We start from the raw sequence: 17,343 nt of genomic DNA, 5'->3' as shown, positions 1-17,343 counted from the left end.
GTTTGAAATGTGTGGGATTCTGGGCGTAGTAGCGACGACACCCGTCAATCAGCTTCTTTATGACGGCCTGCAGGTGCTTCAGCACCGGGGGCAGGACGCAGCGGGTATTGCGACGGCGGAAAGTGGGCGTTTCCACATGCACAAGGGCTCAGGGCTCGTGCGCGATGTGTTCCGCACTCGCAACATGCGCGATCTGCCCGGCAACTGGGGCATTGCCCACGTGCGCTACCCGACGGCCGGCTCGGCGTCCGCGGCGGCCGAAGCGCAGCCTTTTTATGTGAACTCTCCGTTCGGGCTGATGCTTGCCCACAACGGCAATCTGACGAATTCGGAAGAGCTGAAGCGGGAGATGTTCTTGTCCGATCTTCGGCACATCAACACCAATTCCGACTCCGAAGTGCTGCTCAACGTACTGGCCCATGAGCTTCAGGCTGCAGCCAAGAGCTTCCGCCTTGATGAAGAAACGGTCTTTACCGCAGTCGCCGGTGTGCATCGCCGCTGCCGTGGAGCCTATGCCGCCGTGGCCATGATCTCCGGAACCGGCCTCGTGGCCTTCCGCGACCCGTACGGCATCCGTCCGCTGGTCATCGGTCGCCACGACACGCCGAACGGCACCGAGTGGCTGGTGGCTTCCGAGAGCGTCGCCCTTGACGTGATGGGTTTCAAGCTGGTGCGCGATGTGGCCCCAGGTGAGGCAATCCTGATCGATACCGAAGGCCGCTTCCACAGCCGCCAGTGTGCAACCCACACGGTGCACGCGCCGTGCATGTTCGAATTCGTTTACCTGGCTCGTCCGGATTCACTGATCGACGGCATCTCGGTGTACGACGCGCGCATCAAGATGGGCGAGTTCCTCGCCCGCAAGCTGCGCGCAACCATGCCGCACCTGAAGATCGACGTGGTGATTCCGATTCCCGATTCGAGCCGTCCGTCGGCGATGGAAATGGCCCATCACCTGAACGCACCTTATCGCGAAGGCTTCGTCAAGAACCGCTACATCGGTCGCACCTTCATCATGCCGGGCCAGGCGATCCGCAAGAAATCCGTGCGCCAGAAACTCAACACGATCCATCAGGAGTTCAAGGGCAAGGCCGTATTGCTGGTGGATGATTCCATCGTGCGTGGTACGACCAGCCGGGAGATCGTGCAAATGGCCCGCGATGCTGGAGCAACCAAGGTGTACATGGCATCGGCTGCGCCCCCGGTGCGCTATGCCAACGTCTACGGCATCGACATGCCGACCAAGAACGAGCTTATTGCTGGCACCCGCAACGAAGAGGAGATCTGCCGCGAGATCGGTGCCGACGCGCTGATCTACCAGGATCTGGACGACCTCAAGGCGGCGGTGCAGGCGATCAACCCGGCCATCACGGTTTTCGAAACCTCGTGTTTCGACGGCTTCTATGTCACGGGTGACGTGACCCCGGAGTACCTTTCCGGCGTCGAAAACCAGCGTAACGACGCAGCCAGCAAGTCGGAGTCGGAAGAGGCGCCGGGCCAGCTTGATCTGAACCTCATTTCACGGAGCGAAAGTTGAGTACCAATCCCATCAGCGGTCTGAGCATGGACACGCTGGCAGTACGGGCGGGGATCGAGCGCAGCCAGTTCAACGAGCACTCCGAGGCGCTCTACCTCACGTCGAGTTTCGTGTTTGGTAGTGCGGCCGAGGCGGCCGCGCGTTTCTCGGGTGAGCAGGAGGGCAATGTTTACGCCCGCTTCACGAACCCGACCGTCACCGCCATGCAGCAGCGCCTCGCGGCGCTTGAAGGTGCCGAAGCCTGCGTGGCGACGGCTTCCGGCATGGCCGCGATTCTGTCCACGGTGATGGCGCTACTGAGTGCCGGTGATCACGTGATTGCCTCTCGCGGGCTTTTTGGCGCAACCCAGCAGTTGTTCGGCAACATCCTGTCGCGTTTCGGCATCGTCACCACCTTTGTGGCGGCCACTGACCTGGATGCATACCGGGCGGCCGTTACGCCGAACACCAAGTTGTTCTTCGTCGAGTCGCCTTCGAATCCGCTGACCGAGCTGGTGGATATCGCCGCAGTGGCCGCCATCGCCCACGAGGCGAAGGCGCTGCTGGCGGTCGATAACTGCTTCTGCTCGCCCGCTCTGCAGCAACCGCTCAAGTTTGGTGCCGATCTGGTAATCCACTCGGCCACCAAGTATCTCGACGGTCAGGGGCGGGTGCTTGGCGGCGCGGTGTGTGGCAGCAAGGTGCTGGTAGACGAAGTGCTGAAGTTCTTGCGCACTGCCGGGCCGTGCATTTCGCCGTTTAATGCGTGGATCATCCTGAAGGGTCTTGAAACCTTGAAGATCCGCATGGCCGCCCAGTCGGCCGGCGCCCTTGAACTTGCCACCTGGCTGGAGGCCCAGCCGCAGGTGGCACGGGTTCATTACCCGGGGCTGCCTTCCCATCCGCAGTACGAACTGGCGCTTCGCCAGCAGAGCAGCGGCGGGGCGATTGTCAGTTTTGAAGTGACGGGCGGCCGTGAGGAAGCCTGGAAAGTGGTGGATGCGACCCGCGTCGTGTCGATCACCGCCAACCTCGGCGATACCAAGACGACGCTGACGCATCCGGCTTCCACCACCCACGGCCGGATTTCGCCCGAAGCTCGCGAAGCAGCAGGAATCCGCGAGAGCCTGCTGCGCGTTGCGGTAGGCCTGGAGTCGATCGAAGACCTGAAGGTCGATCTGGCCCGCGGTCTAGCGATGCTTTAAACCGCCTCGGCGGGTTCAGTAAAGGGGCTGGCGGGAGAGTTTTCCGTCAGCCCACACCAGCACCTCTCCTTTCGCTTCCCCGTTTTCTTCACGCCAGTCGGCGAGCACCCAACGCTCGCAGACGTGACCTTCCACGTTCAGAGAATGCTCGGCTGGTCGGTGGGTATGGCCGTGGATCAGACGGGGAAAACCGTTCTCGCGGAGCAGGGCGGTGACGGCGGTGGTGTTCACGTCCATGATGGCCGCGGCTTTTTCCGACTTTGCTTCTTCGCTCTTCATGCGTACGCCCGCAATGATCTGCTTGCGCACGGCGAGCGGCTGGGTGAGGAACTGGGCTTGCCAGGCCGGATTGCGAACCTGGTTGCGGAAGGCCTGGTAGGCGATGTCGTCGGTGCACAGGCTGTCGCCGTGACACAGCACGGCGGGCTGCTCATCCAGCATGATCAGCGTGGGCTCGGGCAGGATTTCGAGACTGGCGCGCCCGGCAAAGTCGGTGCCGAGCAGGAAGTCGCGGTTGCCGGGCATGAAAAAGACGTTGCAGCCGGCTTCGGCAAGGGCTTTGATCCGGCTGGCGACAAGGGCCGCGAGCGGGTCGTCGACGTCGTCGTCTCCGGCCCAGTATTCGAAGAGGTCGCCTAGGATGTAGAGGCGCTTGGCCGCCCGGGCGGGGCCGGCGAGGTAGCGCTCGAAAACCGCGGTAAGTGCCGGGCGATCGGCACACAGATGCAGATCGGAAATGAAGTGGATTTGCATGCGCCGGTCGCCCCTTTTTGCGTGCTGCTTAGATGACTTCAGCGCGCTGGATGATCACGTCTTCCTTCGGCACGTCCTGGTGGAAGCCGCTGGTGCCGGTCTTGACGCTCTTGATCTTGTTCACAACGTCCATGCCTTCGCTGACGCGGCCGAAGACGCAGTAGCCCCAGCCTTGCACGTCGGGGGAGCGGTAGTTGAGGAAGTCGTTGTCGGCCACGTTGATGAAGAACTGGGCGGTGGCTGAGTTGGGATCCTGGGTGCGCGCCATGGCGATGGTGCCCGCTTCGTTCTTGAGGCCGTTGTCGGCTTCGTTCTTGATCGGGGCGCCGGTGGGCTTTTGTTTCATGCCGGGCTCGAAACCGCCGCCCTGGATCATGAAGCCGTTGATCACGCGGTGGAAAACCGTGTTGTTGTAGTGGCCGGCTTCAACGTAGGAGATGAAGTTCTTGGCGGATTCGGGCGCTTTTTCGGCATCCAGTTCGATGACGATGTCGCCGTGATTGGTGATGAGTTTGACTGCCATGGTGTTCTCCTGTGGGATGTGGGTGGGTTTTATTTGGCGGATTTTTCGGGCAGCTGGCGTGCCGACTGGATCAGGATCGGGGTTGCCGGAACGTCGCGCTGGTAACCGCGGGTGGTGGTCGGCTCCTTGCCGATCTTGCGGACGACATCCATGCCGCCGGTGACCTTGCCGAAGACTGCATAGCCCCAGCCGTCAGGTGACGGGTAGTTGAGCGAGCGGTTGTCCTCGAGGTTGATGAAGAACTGGGCCGAGGCCGAATGGGGGTTCTGGGTGCGGGCCATGGCAATGGTGCCAGCATCGTTCTTGAGGCCGTTCTTTGCTTCGTTCTCGATGGGGGGCCGGGTTTGTTTCTCTTCCAGCTTGGCGTTCATGCCGCCACCCTGGATCATGAAGCCGTCGATCACACGATGGAAAACCAGCCCGTCATAGAAGCCGCTTTTTACGTACTCGAGGAAGTTGGCTACGGTTTTCGGGGCCTTTTCCGGGTAAAGCTCGAGCACGATGGTACCGGCGCTTGTGTTCAGTTCAACCTGGGGATTGGCGGCGGCGGCGATCAATGCCTGGCCGGCAAGGGTGAGGGCAAGAAGGATCTTCTTCATGGGATGTCCTGGTGCGGGTTTGAGGGTGCATCGGGGGCGAGGCTTTGTCAGGCGAAGCCCTCGTAAACGATTTTCCAGCGGCCGCCTTCCTTGAGCCAGTATTGGCGCTTCTTGAGGACATTGGAAAGATTGTTGCTTCGATAGTCCTGCTCGAAGGTAACGACGATCAGATCCTGTTTGCCGGGGCTGCGGAAGACGCTGAGCTTGCCGAGGTCGACCTTGACCCAGTTCTTGCTGGCGGTAACAAGGCGCTTCTGCCGGGCCCACTGTTCGTAGCCGCCTTCGCTGTTGCGGAAGTTTTTGGAGTAGTGGGCGAGGTAGCGATCAACGTCGCGGCTCTCCCAGTCCTTGCGCCAGTCTTCGATCTGGCGGTTGAGTGATTTGCGCTCGCTGGCCCAGTCGTCAACGCTGAGCCATTCGATGGTGTTGCTGATGATGACCGGGGTGAGGCCGATCTGCAGATAACTGGAAAGGGCATCCAGATCCCGGTTGGTCAGAACCACGCATCCATCCGAGGCGCGGGGCGGGCGGGAGTAGGTGTCGCTGGGCGTGCCATGCAGCCAGATTCCATGGCCATCTCGCCCCTGCTGGCGATCCCATTCGTTGGGATAGCTGATCGGAAAGGCGCCGCTGCCGTAGAAGTCGGAGAGTTTCTGCCGGGGCAGATTGGCGGTGACATGATAGACGCCGACAGGGGTGCGCTTGTCGCCTTCGCGGGCCTTTTCGGCGCCGAGCTTGCCGTGGGTGATGTAGTAGTCGGCTACGAAGCGCGGCCGGCCGTTGTCGTTCTGGTAGATGTAGAGTCGTGAGCGCTGGGTGTCGACGACGATCGCGTATTTTTGCTCTGGCTCCATCTGGAGCAGGTAGCGGGGCACGTAGTTGCTGGGCGGCCGGTTGCGGTACGCCTTGAGCCGGGCGACGGCCTCTTCCCTCAGGTCGGCAAGCTTGTCGGCCGGAGCATCCTGCGGGTTTCCGAAAGAAACGAGGGGGCGCGTGCGGGCGAGCAACAGGTCGCCGCGAATCAGGTGGGCGAGGCGGAAATTCGGATAGCCGACGAGCAGCGCGTCGACTTTCTCGAGCGCGCTGCCGAGCCGGCTTTGTTCGATGTCCTTGAAGACGGCGCCGAGGGCGGCGTCCGCGTCGCCACCCGGCACACGAGAAACCTCGGCATCGAGAGCCATGAGAGGGCCGCACGCCAGCAGCAGCGCAAGCCCTCCGAGCAATGCACGCAGCAATTGATACATCAACCGCCAACCCGCTCCTGTTGAATCACCCATTTGCCATCCTGCAGGACAAGACCGAGTGTCTTGTTCGATGAGGTGGACAAGTTGGCAGAGCGATAGTGCTGCCGGAGTTTCACGGTGGCGCGATCGCCCGATACGCTGACGACCTTGACGTTTTCGAGATCAACTTCGATGTTGCCGGGCTTGGTCAGGCGGGCACTGCGCTCCTCTTCCCAGGTTTTGCGGTTCAGGCCCTTGGGCGGCTCAAAATCCTTGGCGTAGTGGCCCAGGTAGGATTTCACGTCTTTCTTCGACCACGCGCCGGCCCAGCTCTGGACCGCTTTGGCGATGGCGGCTGCCTGTTGTGGCGTCTCGTCTTTCGGCTCGGGACGTTTGGCGGTGGGCTTGAGCTCTGCCGGTGCGGCTGCAGCGGGCGCCGGCGGCGCGGTAACCGGCTTGGCAGAAGGCGCAGCAGGTGCTGCGGGTTTGGCTGCTGCAGGTGCAGCCGCAACCGGGGCCATTGCGACTGGCGGGATTGCCGGCTTCGGCGCCGGTGCGGCAGCTACTGGCGGCGGCGCAACGGGCTTGGCTGCTGCGATCACGGCCGGAGCTGCGGCGGGGGCGGGTGCAGCGGGAGGCTGCGTCCGGGCGGCGGGTGCGGCGCTGGCCACTGCAGCCGGGCGAACCGTCTTGCCGGTGACGCTCATCATTTCGCGGATCATCGCCAGCTTGTTCTGGGCTGCCGCATTGGACGAGTCCAGGGCCAGGGCCTTGTCGTAGGCCTGGCTGGCCAGACGGGCGTAGATGTCGCCGAGGTTTTCGTGGGCGGTGGCGTAGCTCGGATGGGTGCGGATCGCCATTTCGAGTGCGCTACGTGCCTTGTCGTACTGACGTTGCTGGGCGTAGAGCACGGCCAGGTTGTTGTAAGGCTCGGGCAGTTCGGGGTAGTCCTCGGTGAGCTTCTGGAAAACCGCGACTGCTTCGCTGCCCCGGTTGAGCTCAGACAGTACGACGCCCTTCAGAAAGCGCACCTGGGCATCCCGCGGCTTGGCGGCGAGAAGCTGGTCGGCTTTTTCGAGGGCCTGTGTCAGCTGCCCCTGTTTTACAAGGGATTGCAGATCCTGGAGGGAGTCAGCCCGGACGGGGCTGCAGAGCAGGCTTGCGAGTAGCAGGGATACGGCCAGGGCACGTTTTGACATGTGATATGATTCGCCGGCGTACGCAGGCACGCGGGGTCTCGTGGGGATGGGTTGATGACAAGAGAGCCATTTTATCAAGAAGCTCCGCTGCCGGCCATGTGCGTTCCCCGATTCTCTGTCGGCGGCGGCGTCCGCGAGCCAGTCAGGGTTCTCCTCCGGCAGTTTTCCGTGAATTCCCCTCTTCCCATTCGGTTTCATTGCGGTCTTTCTCATGTTGAAAATTCATAACTCCCTTTCGCGAAAAAAGGAGCAGTTCACCCCCATCGAGCCCGGCAAGGTGCGCATGTATGTTTGCGGGATGACCGTTTATGATTACTGTCACCTGGGCCACGCGCGGGTGATGGTGGTTTTTGACATGGTTGCGCGCTGGTTGCGGGCCAGCAGCTATAACGTCACTTATGTGCGGAACATCACCGACATCGACGACAAAATCATCAAGCGTGCCGGTGAGAACGGCGAAAGCATCCGCGCGCTGACCGACCGCTTCATTGCTGCGATGCACGAAGACGCCGATGCGCTGGGAGTGCTGCGGCCGGATCATGAGCCGAGGGCTACCGAGTTTGTCGAATCGATGCAGAAGCTGATCGGTAATCTGGTGGACAACGGCCTGGCCTACAAGGCCGCCAATGAAGACATGTGTTACGCGGTACGCAAGTTCGAGGGCTACGGCAAGCTGTCAGGCAAATCCGTGGACGAGCTGCGTGCCGGCGAGCGTGTCGAGGTGGCGGGTGGCAAGCACGATCCGCTGGATTTTGTGTTGTGGAAGCACGCCCGTCCGGAAGAGCCCGACGAAGTGAAATGGGCGTCTCCCTGGGGGGCTGGCCGCCCGGGCTGGCACATCGAGTGCTCGGCGATGAGTTCCGAGCTGCTTGGCGATCACTTCGACATTCACGGTGGCGGGGCAGATCTGCAGTTTCCGCATCACGAGAACGAGATCGCCCAGAGCGAAGGGGCCCATCAATGTTCCTTCGTCAATTACTGGATGCACAACGGTTTCGTGCGCGTGGATGACGAGAAGATGTCGAAGAGTCTCGGCAACTTCTTCACCATTCGTGACGTGCTCAAGGAGTACGCGCCCGAGGTGGTGCGTTTCTTCATTCTGCGTGCCCATTACCGCAGCCCGCTGAATTATTCCGACGCCCATCTGGTGGATGCCCGCCATGCGCTGTCGCGTCTATACACCGCCCTGCGCAACGTGCCGCCGGTGGGCGCCGCCGACGTGGATTGGTCCGCGCCGATGGCGGCCCGTTTCAAGCTGGCGATGGACGACGACTTCAATACGGCCGAGGCCGTTGCGGTGTTGTTCGATCTGGCCAACGAAGTGAACCGCGATCAGTCGGCTCAGGCTGCGGCCCAGCTCAAGGCGCTTGGCCAGGTGCTGGGCTTGCTTGAGCAGGATCCGCAGGCTTTCCTGCAAGGGGGCGTTGAAGCCGGTGGCGACGAAGAAACGGCCAGCATCGAAGCAAGGATCGCCGCGCGTATCGAAGCCAAGAGAGCCCGTAATTTTGCCGAGGCCGACCGTCTGCGCGCCGAGTTGCTGGCCGACGGCATCGCTCTCGAAGATACGCCGCAGGGAACGATCTGGCGCCGGGCCTGAGGCCTGGCGGGGACGTCAAGGCGTTGAGCCGGGACGATTTCCAGCTTCCCGTTCTTTAAATCCCGCTTCGCTGTTTGAGCCGCACATTTCGATCGGCTCTGCATCCACGTCCTTGACGTATCGCTCAGCTGCGCGAAGTTCTTTTCTGCTTGATGCGGCGCCAGCCGATAACACAGGCGCTGGCGGCCAGCAGCGCACCCAGCAGGCAGAGCGTCGTGATCACTGTGGTCCAGGCGGAGCTGTAGCCGAGGGGCGGGAAGTCCAGGCGGTGAAGCGCGTTGAAGATCCAGCGATGGGCGCGGCTGGCGTTGTCCACCCGCAGCAGGATGCGGCCAGTGGCTGGGTCGAGATACCAGGTGGTTTCTTCCGGATCGGCGAGGCGGATGCGCACGACCGGCAGGGCGCGCGGCGTGCTGCGGCTGTAGTAATACAGGTCTTCGGCGTGGATCAGTTCGGCGCTGGCGATGGCTGCCTTTTCTATTGACTGAATGGCGGCCGCGAAGGTTTCGGGAGGGATGGGCGCCGCGGCGGCAGCCTGGTCGTCGAAACGCAGTTTGACGGTGTCCGTACCGATCTCCAGGTAGTCCCTGCCGCCGAAGCGGAACCACTCGGCTTCGCGCGCCTCCGGGGCTCGGGCGAGCTGGCGTTTGAGCAGGGGCAGGTCGTCTGATGCGCGCAATGCCCCACCAGCCAGTTGTCGCGCAGCCCCGGGCGGCAGGCCGTTCAGTTTGAGCAGGCCGAAGGGGTGAACCGACAGCCAGCCGGAGAGCAGCCACGTAAATGCGAACAGACCGGCAGTGAGGCCGAGCAGGTGGTGCCACCGTTTCGTGCCCCGGTAGGGTGTGACTTGCCCGCGGGGGTAGCGTTTGACGATACGCAGTCGTGTCAGTCCCAGCCACAGCCCGCTGCTGGCGGCCAGCAGTGCCGGGAAGGACAGCCCCATCACGATCCAGCGCCAGGTGTCTGAATCGCCTCCGCTGCGCAGTGGCGTGAAGTAGATCCAGTGCAGTACGGTGCCAATCCAGTTCCAGCCGCGTTCGAATCGGGTGGTGTCGAGCAGCACTTCGCCGCTGCGGGGGGAGACGTAAATCACACTGTCGGCGGCATCGTTCGCGGCGATCCTGTACAGGGGGCGGTGGGCGTTATAGCTGGCGTAGACCGTCCATTGGTCGCGTTCGATGACTTCGGCGGGGCCGACATCGGTGGTGCCCAGAAAATCCCGGGCCTGTGCTCGTGCAGCCTCCGGCGACACCGGTCCCAGGGGCTCGCCCGTATCGGCCCATACGCTGCATGCGCCACTGTCGAGCATGAAATGGTAGGCAGGACGTGCGCCGGACATCGCCAGTCGAACGCCGCGGAACTTGCCCGGACAGGCCGCTAGCGCCGCTGCCGGGCTGAACCGTAAGGCTTCGGCCGCAATCGGTGCCAGGTGGGGCAGGCGTTCCTCCGCGGTGAGTTTAGGGAAGGGGACGTAGAGCATCACCAGCCCGGAGACGAACCACATCAGGACCGGCAGGCAGGTGGCAATGCCGAGCCAGCGGTGGATGAGGTAGAGGGTGCGTGAGACGAGAGCTTTCATGGGCGCGGGATTGTGCCATCGGCGGCCGGGGGGCGGGGGAAAGACGCACACCTCCATCCGTCATCTGCCGATCCATCTGTTGCCGGCGGCGGATGAGGACGAGGCTGCGCCGACGCAGTTCGTTGTCATGTGCCCTGCAGATTTATTGCATCTTGCCGGCCGGTGAGCGAGAGAACGATAATGGCATCCCTTTTGCCATGCCGACCTTGCCGCCTATGTGGCTTGCCGACCGCCGTGCTCCCAAAACCTTCCGCGCTCAGCGCTCTTTCGTCCGATTGTTCCGCTGCTGATTCCACCGGCCTGGATGCCGACGCGGCTGCGCTGATGGCCGATATCGCAGCCTTCGATATCGAGTCGGCACGTCAGCGCGTGCAGGCATTGGATGCCCGTCATTCAGGTCTGCGTGTGTCTTCCACCCTGTTTCCCGATGTGCCTGCGGACGCGGCATTTCCACCGGTTCGCGTGGCCGAGGCGCCGTCAGCCCCACAGCCCGGCCCGCAGGCCGCTCCGCTTCGTGCTCAAGGGGGACTTCTCGACCAGTTGAAGGGCGAGGTTGTCAGCCGGCAGCAGGAAGCGAGCGACGCTTCGCGGCAGGTCGATGCGGAAAGGGAGGATCTCGACCGGCGGCTACGCGGGTTGTTCGAGTATTTTCATGATCTGACGACCCAGCTCAATTACCTCAAGCCGGCAGTTGCCCGCAGCTATTTTTTCCTTGATTCCGACGATGCCTTCCGCAACCTGGCGTGGCTGGAGGGTTTCTCCGATTTTCGTACCCAGGCCGAGCGGGAGGGCGGGCATATCGAGCGGGTAACCCTCGGCTACACGCTCAAGGGGCCAGGCGCGCGGAATCTCGAACGCCTCGGCAGCGGGGTTGAGAGGCTGCGCCAGTTGCTTTTTGATCTCGGGCTCAAGTTTGAATGCCGGGAGCGGCGCAACCGCCAGCGGGAGCTGGAGCACGGCGCATTCACTGTGGCCGATGAAATCAGCGTGCTGGTGGTTTGGCGGGTGGATTTCGATAACCACGTCATCGTGATGGAGTCTCGCAACCTCGAACGCCTGGGGTACGCGTCCTGTACGCTGTCGCCCGAGTCCATCGGTGCGGCCATGCTCGACGAGTTTGGCCGGTTGATGCTCGGGCGGGAAAACCGTTTTCGTTCCTTTGTGACGCGCTGACGGCCGTAGCTGCCAGGGCTCAGGCCTGCTTCAGCATGTCGATTGCCAGTGCTTCCGCAACACGAATGCCATCAACCCCCGCCGACAGGATTCCCCCCGCGTAGCCGGCGCCTTCGCCGGCCGGGTAAAGGCCTTTTACGTTGAGGCTCTGGCAGTTTTCGCCGCGGGTGATGCGCAGCGGAGACGAGGTGCGTGTCTCGACGCCAGTGAGGACGGCGTCGTAGAGGTTGAAGCCCTTGATCTGGCGGTCGAAGGCCGGAATCGCCTCGCGCATGGCGGCGATCGCATAGTCGGGCAGGGCGCTGGAGAGGTCGGTGAGATGCACCCCGGGCTTGTAGGACGGTTCGACGCTGCCCAGTTGTGTGGAGGGCTTGCCCTGCAGGAAATCACCCACCAGCTGGCCCGGTGCCTCATAAGTGCCGCCACCCAGTTCGAAGGCGCGGCTCTCGAGCTGGCGCTGGAGTTCGATGCCTGCCAGCGGCCCTTCACCGGGGAAGTCTTCCGGCGTGATCCCGACAACGATGCCGGCGTTGGCGTTGCGCTCGTTGCGCGAGTACTGGCTCATGCCGTTGGTCACGACCCGGTTCGGTTCGGAGGTTGCAGCCACCACCGTGCCACCCGGGCACATGCAGAAGCTATACACCGCCCGGCCGTTGGAGGCGTGGTGCACCAGCTTGTAGTCGGCCGCGCCGAGCAGCGGGTGGCCGGCGTGGGGGCCGAGGCGGGCCTTGTCGATCAGCGATTGCGGGTGCTCGATGCGAAAGCCCACCGAGAAGGGCTTGGCTTCCATGAAGACGCCCCGTGCGTGGAGCATCTCGAAGGTGTCGCGGGCGCTGTGGCCGAGGGCCAGCACGACGTGGTCGCTGCGGATCTCGTCACCGCTGGCCGTTTTCACGCCGCGCACCTGGCCGTCTTCGATGACGATATCGGTAACGCGTTGCTGGAAGCGGATCTCGCCGCCCAGTTCAATGATTTCGGCACGCATGGTTTCAACCATGCCAACCAGCCGGAACGTGCCGATGTGAGGCTTGGAAACGTAGAGGATTTCTTCCGGTGCACCAGCCTTGACGAACTCGCTGATCACCTTGCGGCCGTAGTGTTTCGGATCCTTGATCTGGCTGTAGAGTTTGCCGTCAGAGAAGGTGCCCGCACCGCCTTCGCCAAACTGCACGTTGGATTCCGGGTTGAGGGTGTTCTTGCGCCACAGGCCCCAGGTGTCCTGGGTCCGCTCGCGCACTGCTTTGCCGCGCTCGAGCACGATGGGTTTGAAGCCCATCTGGGCGAGAATCAGCGCGGCGAAGATGCCGCAGGGGCCAAAGCCGATCACCACCGGACGGTTGGCGACATCCGGCGGAGCCTTGCCCACGAAATGGTATTCCATGTCCGGGGTTGGCTTGAGGTGTAGATCCCCGCTGAATTTCTTCAGTAGTACCGTTTCGTTCTTCACCTCGATGTCCACGATGTAGATGAGGGACAAGGAATGGCTCTTGCGCGCGTCGTAGCTGCGCTTGAAGACGGTGAAGCTGAGCACGTCCTCCTTCGGGATGTTCAGGCGCCTGGCGATGGCGTCAGGCAAGGCATCCGCGGAGTGATCGAGGGGGAGGCGGAGTTCGGAGAGTCGCAGCATGAGTGCATGGCGGGGATTTTTTCCCCGCAGATGGCGTTCGGGCTGCGATTTTATCCGGAATTCCGGGTGCGGGGAGGGCTCTGGCGAGTTATGGGAACGGGCAGTCGTGCGCCTGAAAGCTGCAGATCCAGGCGCGCAAGTTGTTCCAGTTGGCGGCACACGTTGTGCTGGACCCGGTCGGCCAGGCGGTCGATGACCCGGCGCATGTCGGCTCCGAGTTCCTCCAGTACCAGTGAGCGGGTTTTCATCTGGATCACGATTCGGCACAGCTTGTCTGCCCCGCCGCGCGGCCCGTTGATATCGCTGAGCCGCACGCTGACCGACTGAACCATGTGGCCGAAACGGCCAAGGGTGGCTCCGATGCGAGCGCTTGCGTGGGCACGCAGCTTCTTGGCTGCGGGTAGTCCGCTGGTCTTGATCTGGATTTCCATGATGCGATCTCTCCTTGCGTTGCCAAGCTTCCAGTTACTCTAGATTGAGCTGGCATGAATATAAAGTCGCAATATATGATCGTACACTTCGAAAATAACGAACCTGGGCGGATCTGCGCCGGAAATCTGCATGAACCTGAAACATCTCTTTTATTTCTGGAAAACTGCACGCAGTGGCGGTGTCGTCAAGGCTGGTGAGGCACTGCACATCACGCCTCAAACCATAAGCGGGCAGATCCGGCTTCTCGAGGAGAGCCTTGATACCCAGCTGTTCGCCCGTGACGGCCGGGCTCTGGAGCTGACACCGGCAGGGCGGCTGGCGATGGAGTACGCCGACGAGATGTTCTCTATCAGTGCCGAACTCGAGCAGGCTCTTCGGCATTACCCGAAGGGGCGGCCGGTGGAGTTTCGGGTTGGTGTGTCAGACGCTGTGCCCAAATCGTTGGCTTATCGTCTGATGAGGCCAGCAGTGGACCCGGCCGATCCGGTTCGCATCATTTGTCGGGAATGGCGGCTCGACCGGCTGCTCGCCGAACTGGCGATTCATCGGCTTGATCTGGTGATCGCCGATTCGCCGATTCCTCCGTCCGTGGATGTGCGTGCCTACAACCACCGCCTTGGGGACTCGGGACTCAGTTTCTTTGCGGCCCATGCGCTGGTTGGCAGCATGAGCAAGCCTTTCCCTGAATGCATCGGCGATATGCCGGCTTTGCTTCCCGGCGAGGATTCGGCCATCCGGCGCAAGCTGGTGGACTGGCTGGATCGCAAGCACCTGCGTCCCCGCATCGCCGGAGAGTTTGATGACACGGCCCTGATGACTGCCTTTGGGCGGGCAGGGGTGGGGGTATTCGCCGTGCCAACCGCGATTGAGCAGGAGACGCTGGCGGGAGGTGAGCTGGTCCTGCTCGGGCGGGCCGAGGAGGTGCGGATCGAGTATTTTGCGATTTCGGTCGAGCGGCGTCTGACCCATCCCTGCGTGCTGGCGATTTCCGAGGCGGCGAAGACGGGCTTTGAATTGCTCGAGAGCGGAGAGGACGGCCTGCCGCTGGCGCCCTGAAAACAAAACGCCCCTGCTGGAGCCGGTGGCTCGGGCAGGGGCGGGGGCATGTGATTTCGTATCTGCCGGAGCGTCAGGCGTTCTGCTGGATTCCGGCGACGGCCCAGCCTGCGTTGCCACTGCGCGGCTTGGTAAGGTGCCAGATCTCGTCGATGGCTTCAGGCGCTGCATTGGCCTCTTCGCGCAGCAGGCCGGTGAAGCGCACGCTGACAATGTAGCGGGCCGCTTCCTCGGCGACATCAAGGACTTCTGCGTTCAGTGAGACAACGTCGGTCTTCTGGCTGCCGCTGACCTGGTCCATCCAGTTCATCTTGATCTCCGCGAACAGTTCCGGGGTGGTGTATTCACGGATGTCGTCAAGGTTGCGCGTATCGTTGGCGGCCTGCAGGCGGATGAAGTTCAGCTTGGCGTTGCGAACGAAGGCTTCTGCATCGAAGTCGGCGGGGATGTTTCCGACCGGTGCGGCCGTATCGGCGATCGGTGCGCTGCTGCCGTAGACTTGGTCCGGCTGAGGTGCGGCGTAGGGCGTCGCTGTCTGACCGGCGTATTGCATGCCACCTGCGCCAGCGAGCGCCGGCCGTTGAGCTGCTGCCCGGCGACGCATAAAGAAGCCGATCAGCAGCATCACTGCGACGGCGACCAGGCCCATCATCATCATCGAGGCCAGTTCCTCACCAAAACCGAAGTGGGAGGCCAGCGCTGCCAGGCCGATACCGGCGGCGAGACCGGCGAGCGGTCCCATCCACGACCGCTTCGGCTGGGCTTGCGGAGCTGCTGCTGCGCCAGCCTGCTGGGCGCGGGTCGGAGCTGCAGCAGCTCCCGGAGCCTGGGCCGGCGAGGCCGGCGTGGCGTTTGCGGACTTGGGCTGACTCATTTCCTGGCGCTGCATGCCTGACGACTTGCCGCCACCAAAGCGTTTGGCCGCATCGGCATCGCCCGCAGCCAGCGTGAGGCCCAGCGCCAGTGTGGCGGTGAGCAGGGCAAAGGATTTCATGCGTGTCTCCTGTTGGTAAGCAAATAACCCTACAAGCTTAGCTTGTTGTGAATATTAATAAAATCAGAATTGTTTATGCTTTTGTTTCGGGAAAAACTGAATGTCGGCGCCTGCCGGATCCTCGCCGGGTGCGCCGGAAGGCGCTGCAAGTGTGTTGTGTGCAGCAGTCGGCACATGGAGCCCGGTTGACAATATTCTTCTAAAACCTTGATTTTGAAAATATGGCAAATTCCGCGGAAAGCCATGCGCCGCAACGTGCTCCGGTTTTCCTGCGCTGCAATAAAGTTGATCTGTGTCAAAATGTCCCCCTATTCGCGGGGTATCCTTCCGCGGAAGCCTGCCAGCGGTTTGTTCGTTGTGTAGGCGGGGGGGTTTGTTTTTTTTTTCTTGAGGTGACTCACATGCAATCGCAGACTTACAACTATAAAGTCGTGCGGCAGTTCGCCATCATGACGGTGGTTTGGGGCATTGTAGGCATGCTGGTTGGCGTTATCGCCGCAGCACAGCTGGTATGGCCCGAATTGAACTTTGCCGAATGGTTCCACTTTGGACGGCTTCGCCCGCTCCACACCAACGCCGTGATTTTTGCGTTTGGTGGCTGTGCCCTTTTTGCGACGTCCTACTACTGCGTCCAGCGTACCTGCCACACCCGTCTCTTTGCCCCAGGCCTTGCTGCCTTTACTTTCTGGGGCTGGCAACTGGTGATCCTTCTCGCTGCGATCACGCTCCCTCTGGGCTACACGTCCGGCAAGGAGTACGCCGAGCTGGAGTGGCCGATCGACATCCTGATTACCGTCGTCTGGGTTTCCTACGCGATTGTGTTCTTCGGTACGATCGGGACCCGCAAAACCTCCCACATTTATGTGGCTAACTGGTTTTACGGCGCTTTCATCATTACGGTGGCATTGCTGCACCTGGTCAATAGCGCCGAGATCCCCGTTACCCTGACCAAGTCCTATTCAGCCTACGCTGGTGTTCAGGATGCAATGATCCAGTGGTGGTACGGCCATAATGCGGTGGGTTTCTTCCTGACCGCGGGCTTCCTCGGCATGATGTATTACTTCGTGCCCAAGCAGGCTGGCCGTCCGGTGTATTCCTATCGCCTGTCGGTGGTGCACTTCTGGGCGCTGATTTTCACCTACATGTGGGCTGGTCCGCACCACCTGCATTACACCGCGCTTCCCGACTGGACCCAGTCCGTGGGTATGGTCTTCTCCCTGATCCTGTTGGCTCCGTCCTGGGGCGGCATGATCAACGGCATCATGACCCTGTCCGGCGCCTGGCATAAGCTGCGCACCGACCCGATCCTGAAGTTCCTGATCACCTCCCTGTCTTTCTATGGCATGTCGACCTTCGAAGGTCCGATGATGTCCATCAAGACGGTTAATGCCCTGTCCCACTACACCGACTGGACCGTTGGTCACGTGCACTCCGGTGCTCTTGGCTGGGTTGCGATGGTCTCAATCGGCGCGATGTACTACCTGATCCCGCGGATGTACGGCAAGACCGAGATGTATTCCACCAAGCTGATCACGACCCACTTCTGGGTTGCGACTACCGGCGTTGTGCTTTATATCGCCGCACTGTGGATCTCGGGCGTTATGCAGGGACTGATGTGGCGTGCCACCAACCCGGATGGCACCCTGACTTACTCCTTCGTCGAATCCGTAAAGGCTAGCTACCCGTTCTGGACCATCCGTGTTGTGGGCGGTGTGCTGTTCCTGGCTGGCATGCTGATCATGTTCTACAACATGGTGAAAACGATCGCCGGTCAGAAGGCTTATGACGCTCCGGTGCTGGCACCTGCTGGCGCTCACGCCTGATCGGGAGGAAAAATAATCATGGCTCAATCGAATCACGACTTTAT

Annotated in this window: 15 protein-coding genes; 6 read left to right on the top strand and 9 right to left on the bottom strand. The window is 61.9% G+C overall.

What is annotated here, in order from left to right; genetic code table 11:
- Positions 1-7: 7 nt before the first annotated feature.
- Complete coding sequence (gene purF / locus Q1W26_RS12955; RefSeq protein ID WP_300440768.1) at positions 8-1,537, top strand: amidophosphoribosyltransferase; 1,530 nt, start codon at positions 8-10, stop codon at positions 1,535-1,537.
- Positions 1,538-1,563: 26 nt separating this feature from the next.
- On the top strand, positions 1,564-2,721 hold the full coding sequence (locus Q1W26_RS12950) for an O-succinylhomoserine sulfhydrylase (RefSeq protein WP_300440833.1): 1,158 nt from the start codon (positions 1,564-1,566) through the stop codon (positions 2,719-2,721).
- A gap of 15 nt (positions 2,722-2,736) precedes the next feature.
- Here Q1W26_RS12950 and Q1W26_RS12945 read toward each other — a convergent pair whose 3' ends face one another.
- From Q1W26_RS12945 to Q1W26_RS12925, 5 genes are all read right to left on the bottom strand, one after another.
- Positions 2,737-3,474, bottom strand: a complete 738-nt coding sequence (locus Q1W26_RS12945; RefSeq protein WP_300440766.1) for a UDP-2,3-diacylglucosamine diphosphatase — start codon at positions 3,472-3,474, stop codon at positions 2,737-2,739.
- Between the two features lie 28 nt (positions 3,475-3,502).
- On the bottom strand, positions 3,503-3,997 hold the full coding sequence (locus Q1W26_RS12940; protein ID WP_300440764.1) for a peptidylprolyl isomerase: 495 nt from the start codon (positions 3,995-3,997) through the stop codon (positions 3,503-3,505).
- Positions 3,998-4,026: 29 nt separating this feature from the next.
- The gene (locus Q1W26_RS12935) at positions 4,027-4,596 is read right to left on the bottom strand and encodes a peptidylprolyl isomerase (RefSeq protein ID WP_300440763.1); all 570 of its coding nucleotides are present in this window, start codon (positions 4,594-4,596) and stop codon (positions 4,027-4,029) included.
- 47 nt (positions 4,597-4,643) lie between these two features.
- On the bottom strand, positions 4,644-5,777 hold the full coding sequence (locus Q1W26_RS12930) for a L,D-transpeptidase family protein (protein WP_300440761.1): 1,134 nt from the start codon (positions 5,775-5,777) through the stop codon (positions 4,644-4,646).
- Between the two features lie 62 nt (positions 5,778-5,839).
- Complete coding sequence (locus Q1W26_RS12925; protein ID WP_300440759.1) at positions 5,840-7,018, bottom strand: tetratricopeptide repeat protein; 1,179 nt, start codon at positions 7,016-7,018, stop codon at positions 5,840-5,842.
- Between the two features lie 211 nt (positions 7,019-7,229).
- On the opposite strand from Q1W26_RS12925, the gene cysS reads away from it, so the two are divergent.
- A complete protein-coding gene (gene cysS, locus Q1W26_RS12920) occupies positions 7,230-8,615 on the top strand; it encodes a cysteine--tRNA ligase (protein ID WP_300440756.1) in 1,386 nt (461 codons plus the stop codon).
- A gap of 124 nt (positions 8,616-8,739) precedes the next feature.
- Here cysS and Q1W26_RS12915 read toward each other — a convergent pair whose 3' ends face one another.
- On the bottom strand, positions 8,740-10,194 hold the full coding sequence (locus tag Q1W26_RS12915) for a PepSY-associated TM helix domain-containing protein (RefSeq protein WP_300440753.1): 1,455 nt from the start codon (positions 10,192-10,194) through the stop codon (positions 8,740-8,742).
- Positions 10,195-10,416: 222 nt separating this feature from the next.
- On the opposite strand from Q1W26_RS12915, the gene Q1W26_RS12910 reads away from it, so the two are divergent.
- Complete coding sequence (locus Q1W26_RS12910; protein ID WP_300440750.1) at positions 10,417-11,367, top strand: hypothetical protein; 951 nt, start codon at positions 10,417-10,419, stop codon at positions 11,365-11,367.
- A gap of 19 nt (positions 11,368-11,386) precedes the next feature.
- Here Q1W26_RS12910 and Q1W26_RS12905 read toward each other — a convergent pair whose 3' ends face one another.
- Together Q1W26_RS12905 and Q1W26_RS12900 are read right to left on the bottom strand one after the other, a co-directional pair.
- A complete protein-coding gene (locus tag Q1W26_RS12905) occupies positions 11,387-12,994 on the bottom strand; it encodes an NAD(P)/FAD-dependent oxidoreductase (RefSeq protein WP_300440747.1) in 1,608 nt (535 codons plus the stop codon).
- A gap of 50 nt (positions 12,995-13,044) precedes the next feature.
- A complete protein-coding gene (locus Q1W26_RS12900) occupies positions 13,045-13,425 on the bottom strand; it encodes an HPF/RaiA family ribosome-associated protein (protein WP_300440744.1) in 381 nt (126 codons plus the stop codon).
- Positions 13,426-13,555: 130 nt separating this feature from the next.
- Here Q1W26_RS12900 and nhaR point away from each other — a divergent pair, with 130 nt between their 5' ends.
- Positions 13,556-14,482 (top strand): transcriptional activator NhaR, encoded by a 927-nt coding sequence (gene nhaR, locus Q1W26_RS12895; RefSeq protein ID WP_300440741.1) that lies wholly within the window; start codon positions 13,556-13,558, stop codon positions 14,480-14,482.
- A gap of 73 nt (positions 14,483-14,555) precedes the next feature.
- On the opposite strand, the gene Q1W26_RS12890 is transcribed toward nhaR, so the two are convergent.
- Positions 14,556-15,476 carry a Tim44-like domain-containing protein gene (locus Q1W26_RS12890; RefSeq protein WP_300440738.1) on the bottom strand — a complete coding sequence of 307 codons (921 nt, stop codon included), beginning with the start codon at positions 15,474-15,476 and terminating at the stop codon, positions 14,556-14,558.
- Positions 15,477-15,877: 401 nt separating this feature from the next.
- On the opposite strand from Q1W26_RS12890, the gene ccoN reads away from it, so the two are divergent.
- Complete coding sequence (gene ccoN, locus Q1W26_RS12885; RefSeq protein WP_300440735.1) at positions 15,878-17,299, top strand: cytochrome-c oxidase, cbb3-type subunit I; 1,422 nt, start codon at positions 15,878-15,880, stop codon at positions 17,297-17,299.
- The last annotated feature ends 44 nt before the right edge of the window (positions 17,300-17,343 follow it).

Origin of the sequence: Zoogloea sp., from assembly GCF_030157465.1 — a bacterium.
Classification (GTDB): Bacteria; Pseudomonadota; Gammaproteobacteria; order Burkholderiales; family Rhodocyclaceae; genus Zoogloea.
This window is presented reverse-complemented; position numbering and strand designations above follow the sequence as displayed.

Excerpts from the sequence above, each read along its gene's own strand:
- cysS (WP_300440756.1), top strand. The coding sequence starts at position 7,230 with ATGTTGAAAATTCATAACTCCCTTTCGCGAAAAAAGGAGCAGTTCACC.
- Q1W26_RS12890 (WP_300440738.1), bottom strand. The coding sequence starts at position 15,476 with ATGAAATCCTTTGCCCTGCTCACCGCCACACTGGCGCTGGGCCTCACG.
- Q1W26_RS12900 (WP_300440744.1), bottom strand. The coding sequence starts at position 13,425 with ATGGAAATCCAGATCAAGACCAGCGGACTACCCGCAGCCAAGAAGCTG.
- Q1W26_RS12915 (WP_300440753.1), bottom strand. The coding sequence starts at position 10,194 with ATGAAAGCTCTCGTCTCACGCACCCTCTACCTCATCCACCGCTGGCTC.
- ccoN (WP_300440735.1), top strand. The coding sequence starts at position 15,878 with ATGCAATCGCAGACTTACAACTATAAAGTCGTGCGGCAGTTCGCCATC.
- Q1W26_RS12950 (WP_300440833.1), top strand. The coding sequence starts at position 1,564 with ATGGACACGCTGGCAGTACGGGCGGGGATCGAGCGCAGCCAGTTCAAC.
- Q1W26_RS12925 (WP_300440759.1), bottom strand. The coding sequence starts at position 7,018 with ATGTCAAAACGTGCCCTGGCCGTATCCCTGCTACTCGCAAGCCTGCTC.
- Q1W26_RS12935 (WP_300440763.1), bottom strand. The coding sequence starts at position 4,596 with ATGAAGAAGATCCTTCTTGCCCTCACCCTTGCCGGCCAGGCATTGATC.
- Q1W26_RS12940 (WP_300440764.1), bottom strand. The coding sequence starts at position 3,997 with ATGGCAGTCAAACTCATCACCAATCACGGCGACATCGTCATCGAACTG.
- purF (WP_300440768.1), top strand. The coding sequence starts at position 8 with ATGTGTGGGATTCTGGGCGTAGTAGCGACGACACCCGTCAATCAGCTT.
- Q1W26_RS12945 (WP_300440766.1), bottom strand. The coding sequence starts at position 3,474 with ATGCAAATCCACTTCATTTCCGATCTGCATCTGTGTGCCGATCGCCCG.
- nhaR (WP_300440741.1), top strand. The coding sequence starts at position 13,556 with ATGAACCTGAAACATCTCTTTTATTTCTGGAAAACTGCACGCAGTGGC.
- Q1W26_RS12930 (WP_300440761.1), bottom strand. The coding sequence starts at position 5,777 with ATGGCTCTCGATGCCGAGGTTTCTCGTGTGCCGGGTGGCGACGCGGAC.
- Q1W26_RS12905 (WP_300440747.1), bottom strand. The coding sequence starts at position 12,994 with ATGCTGCGACTCTCCGAACTCCGCCTCCCCCTCGATCACTCCGCGGAT.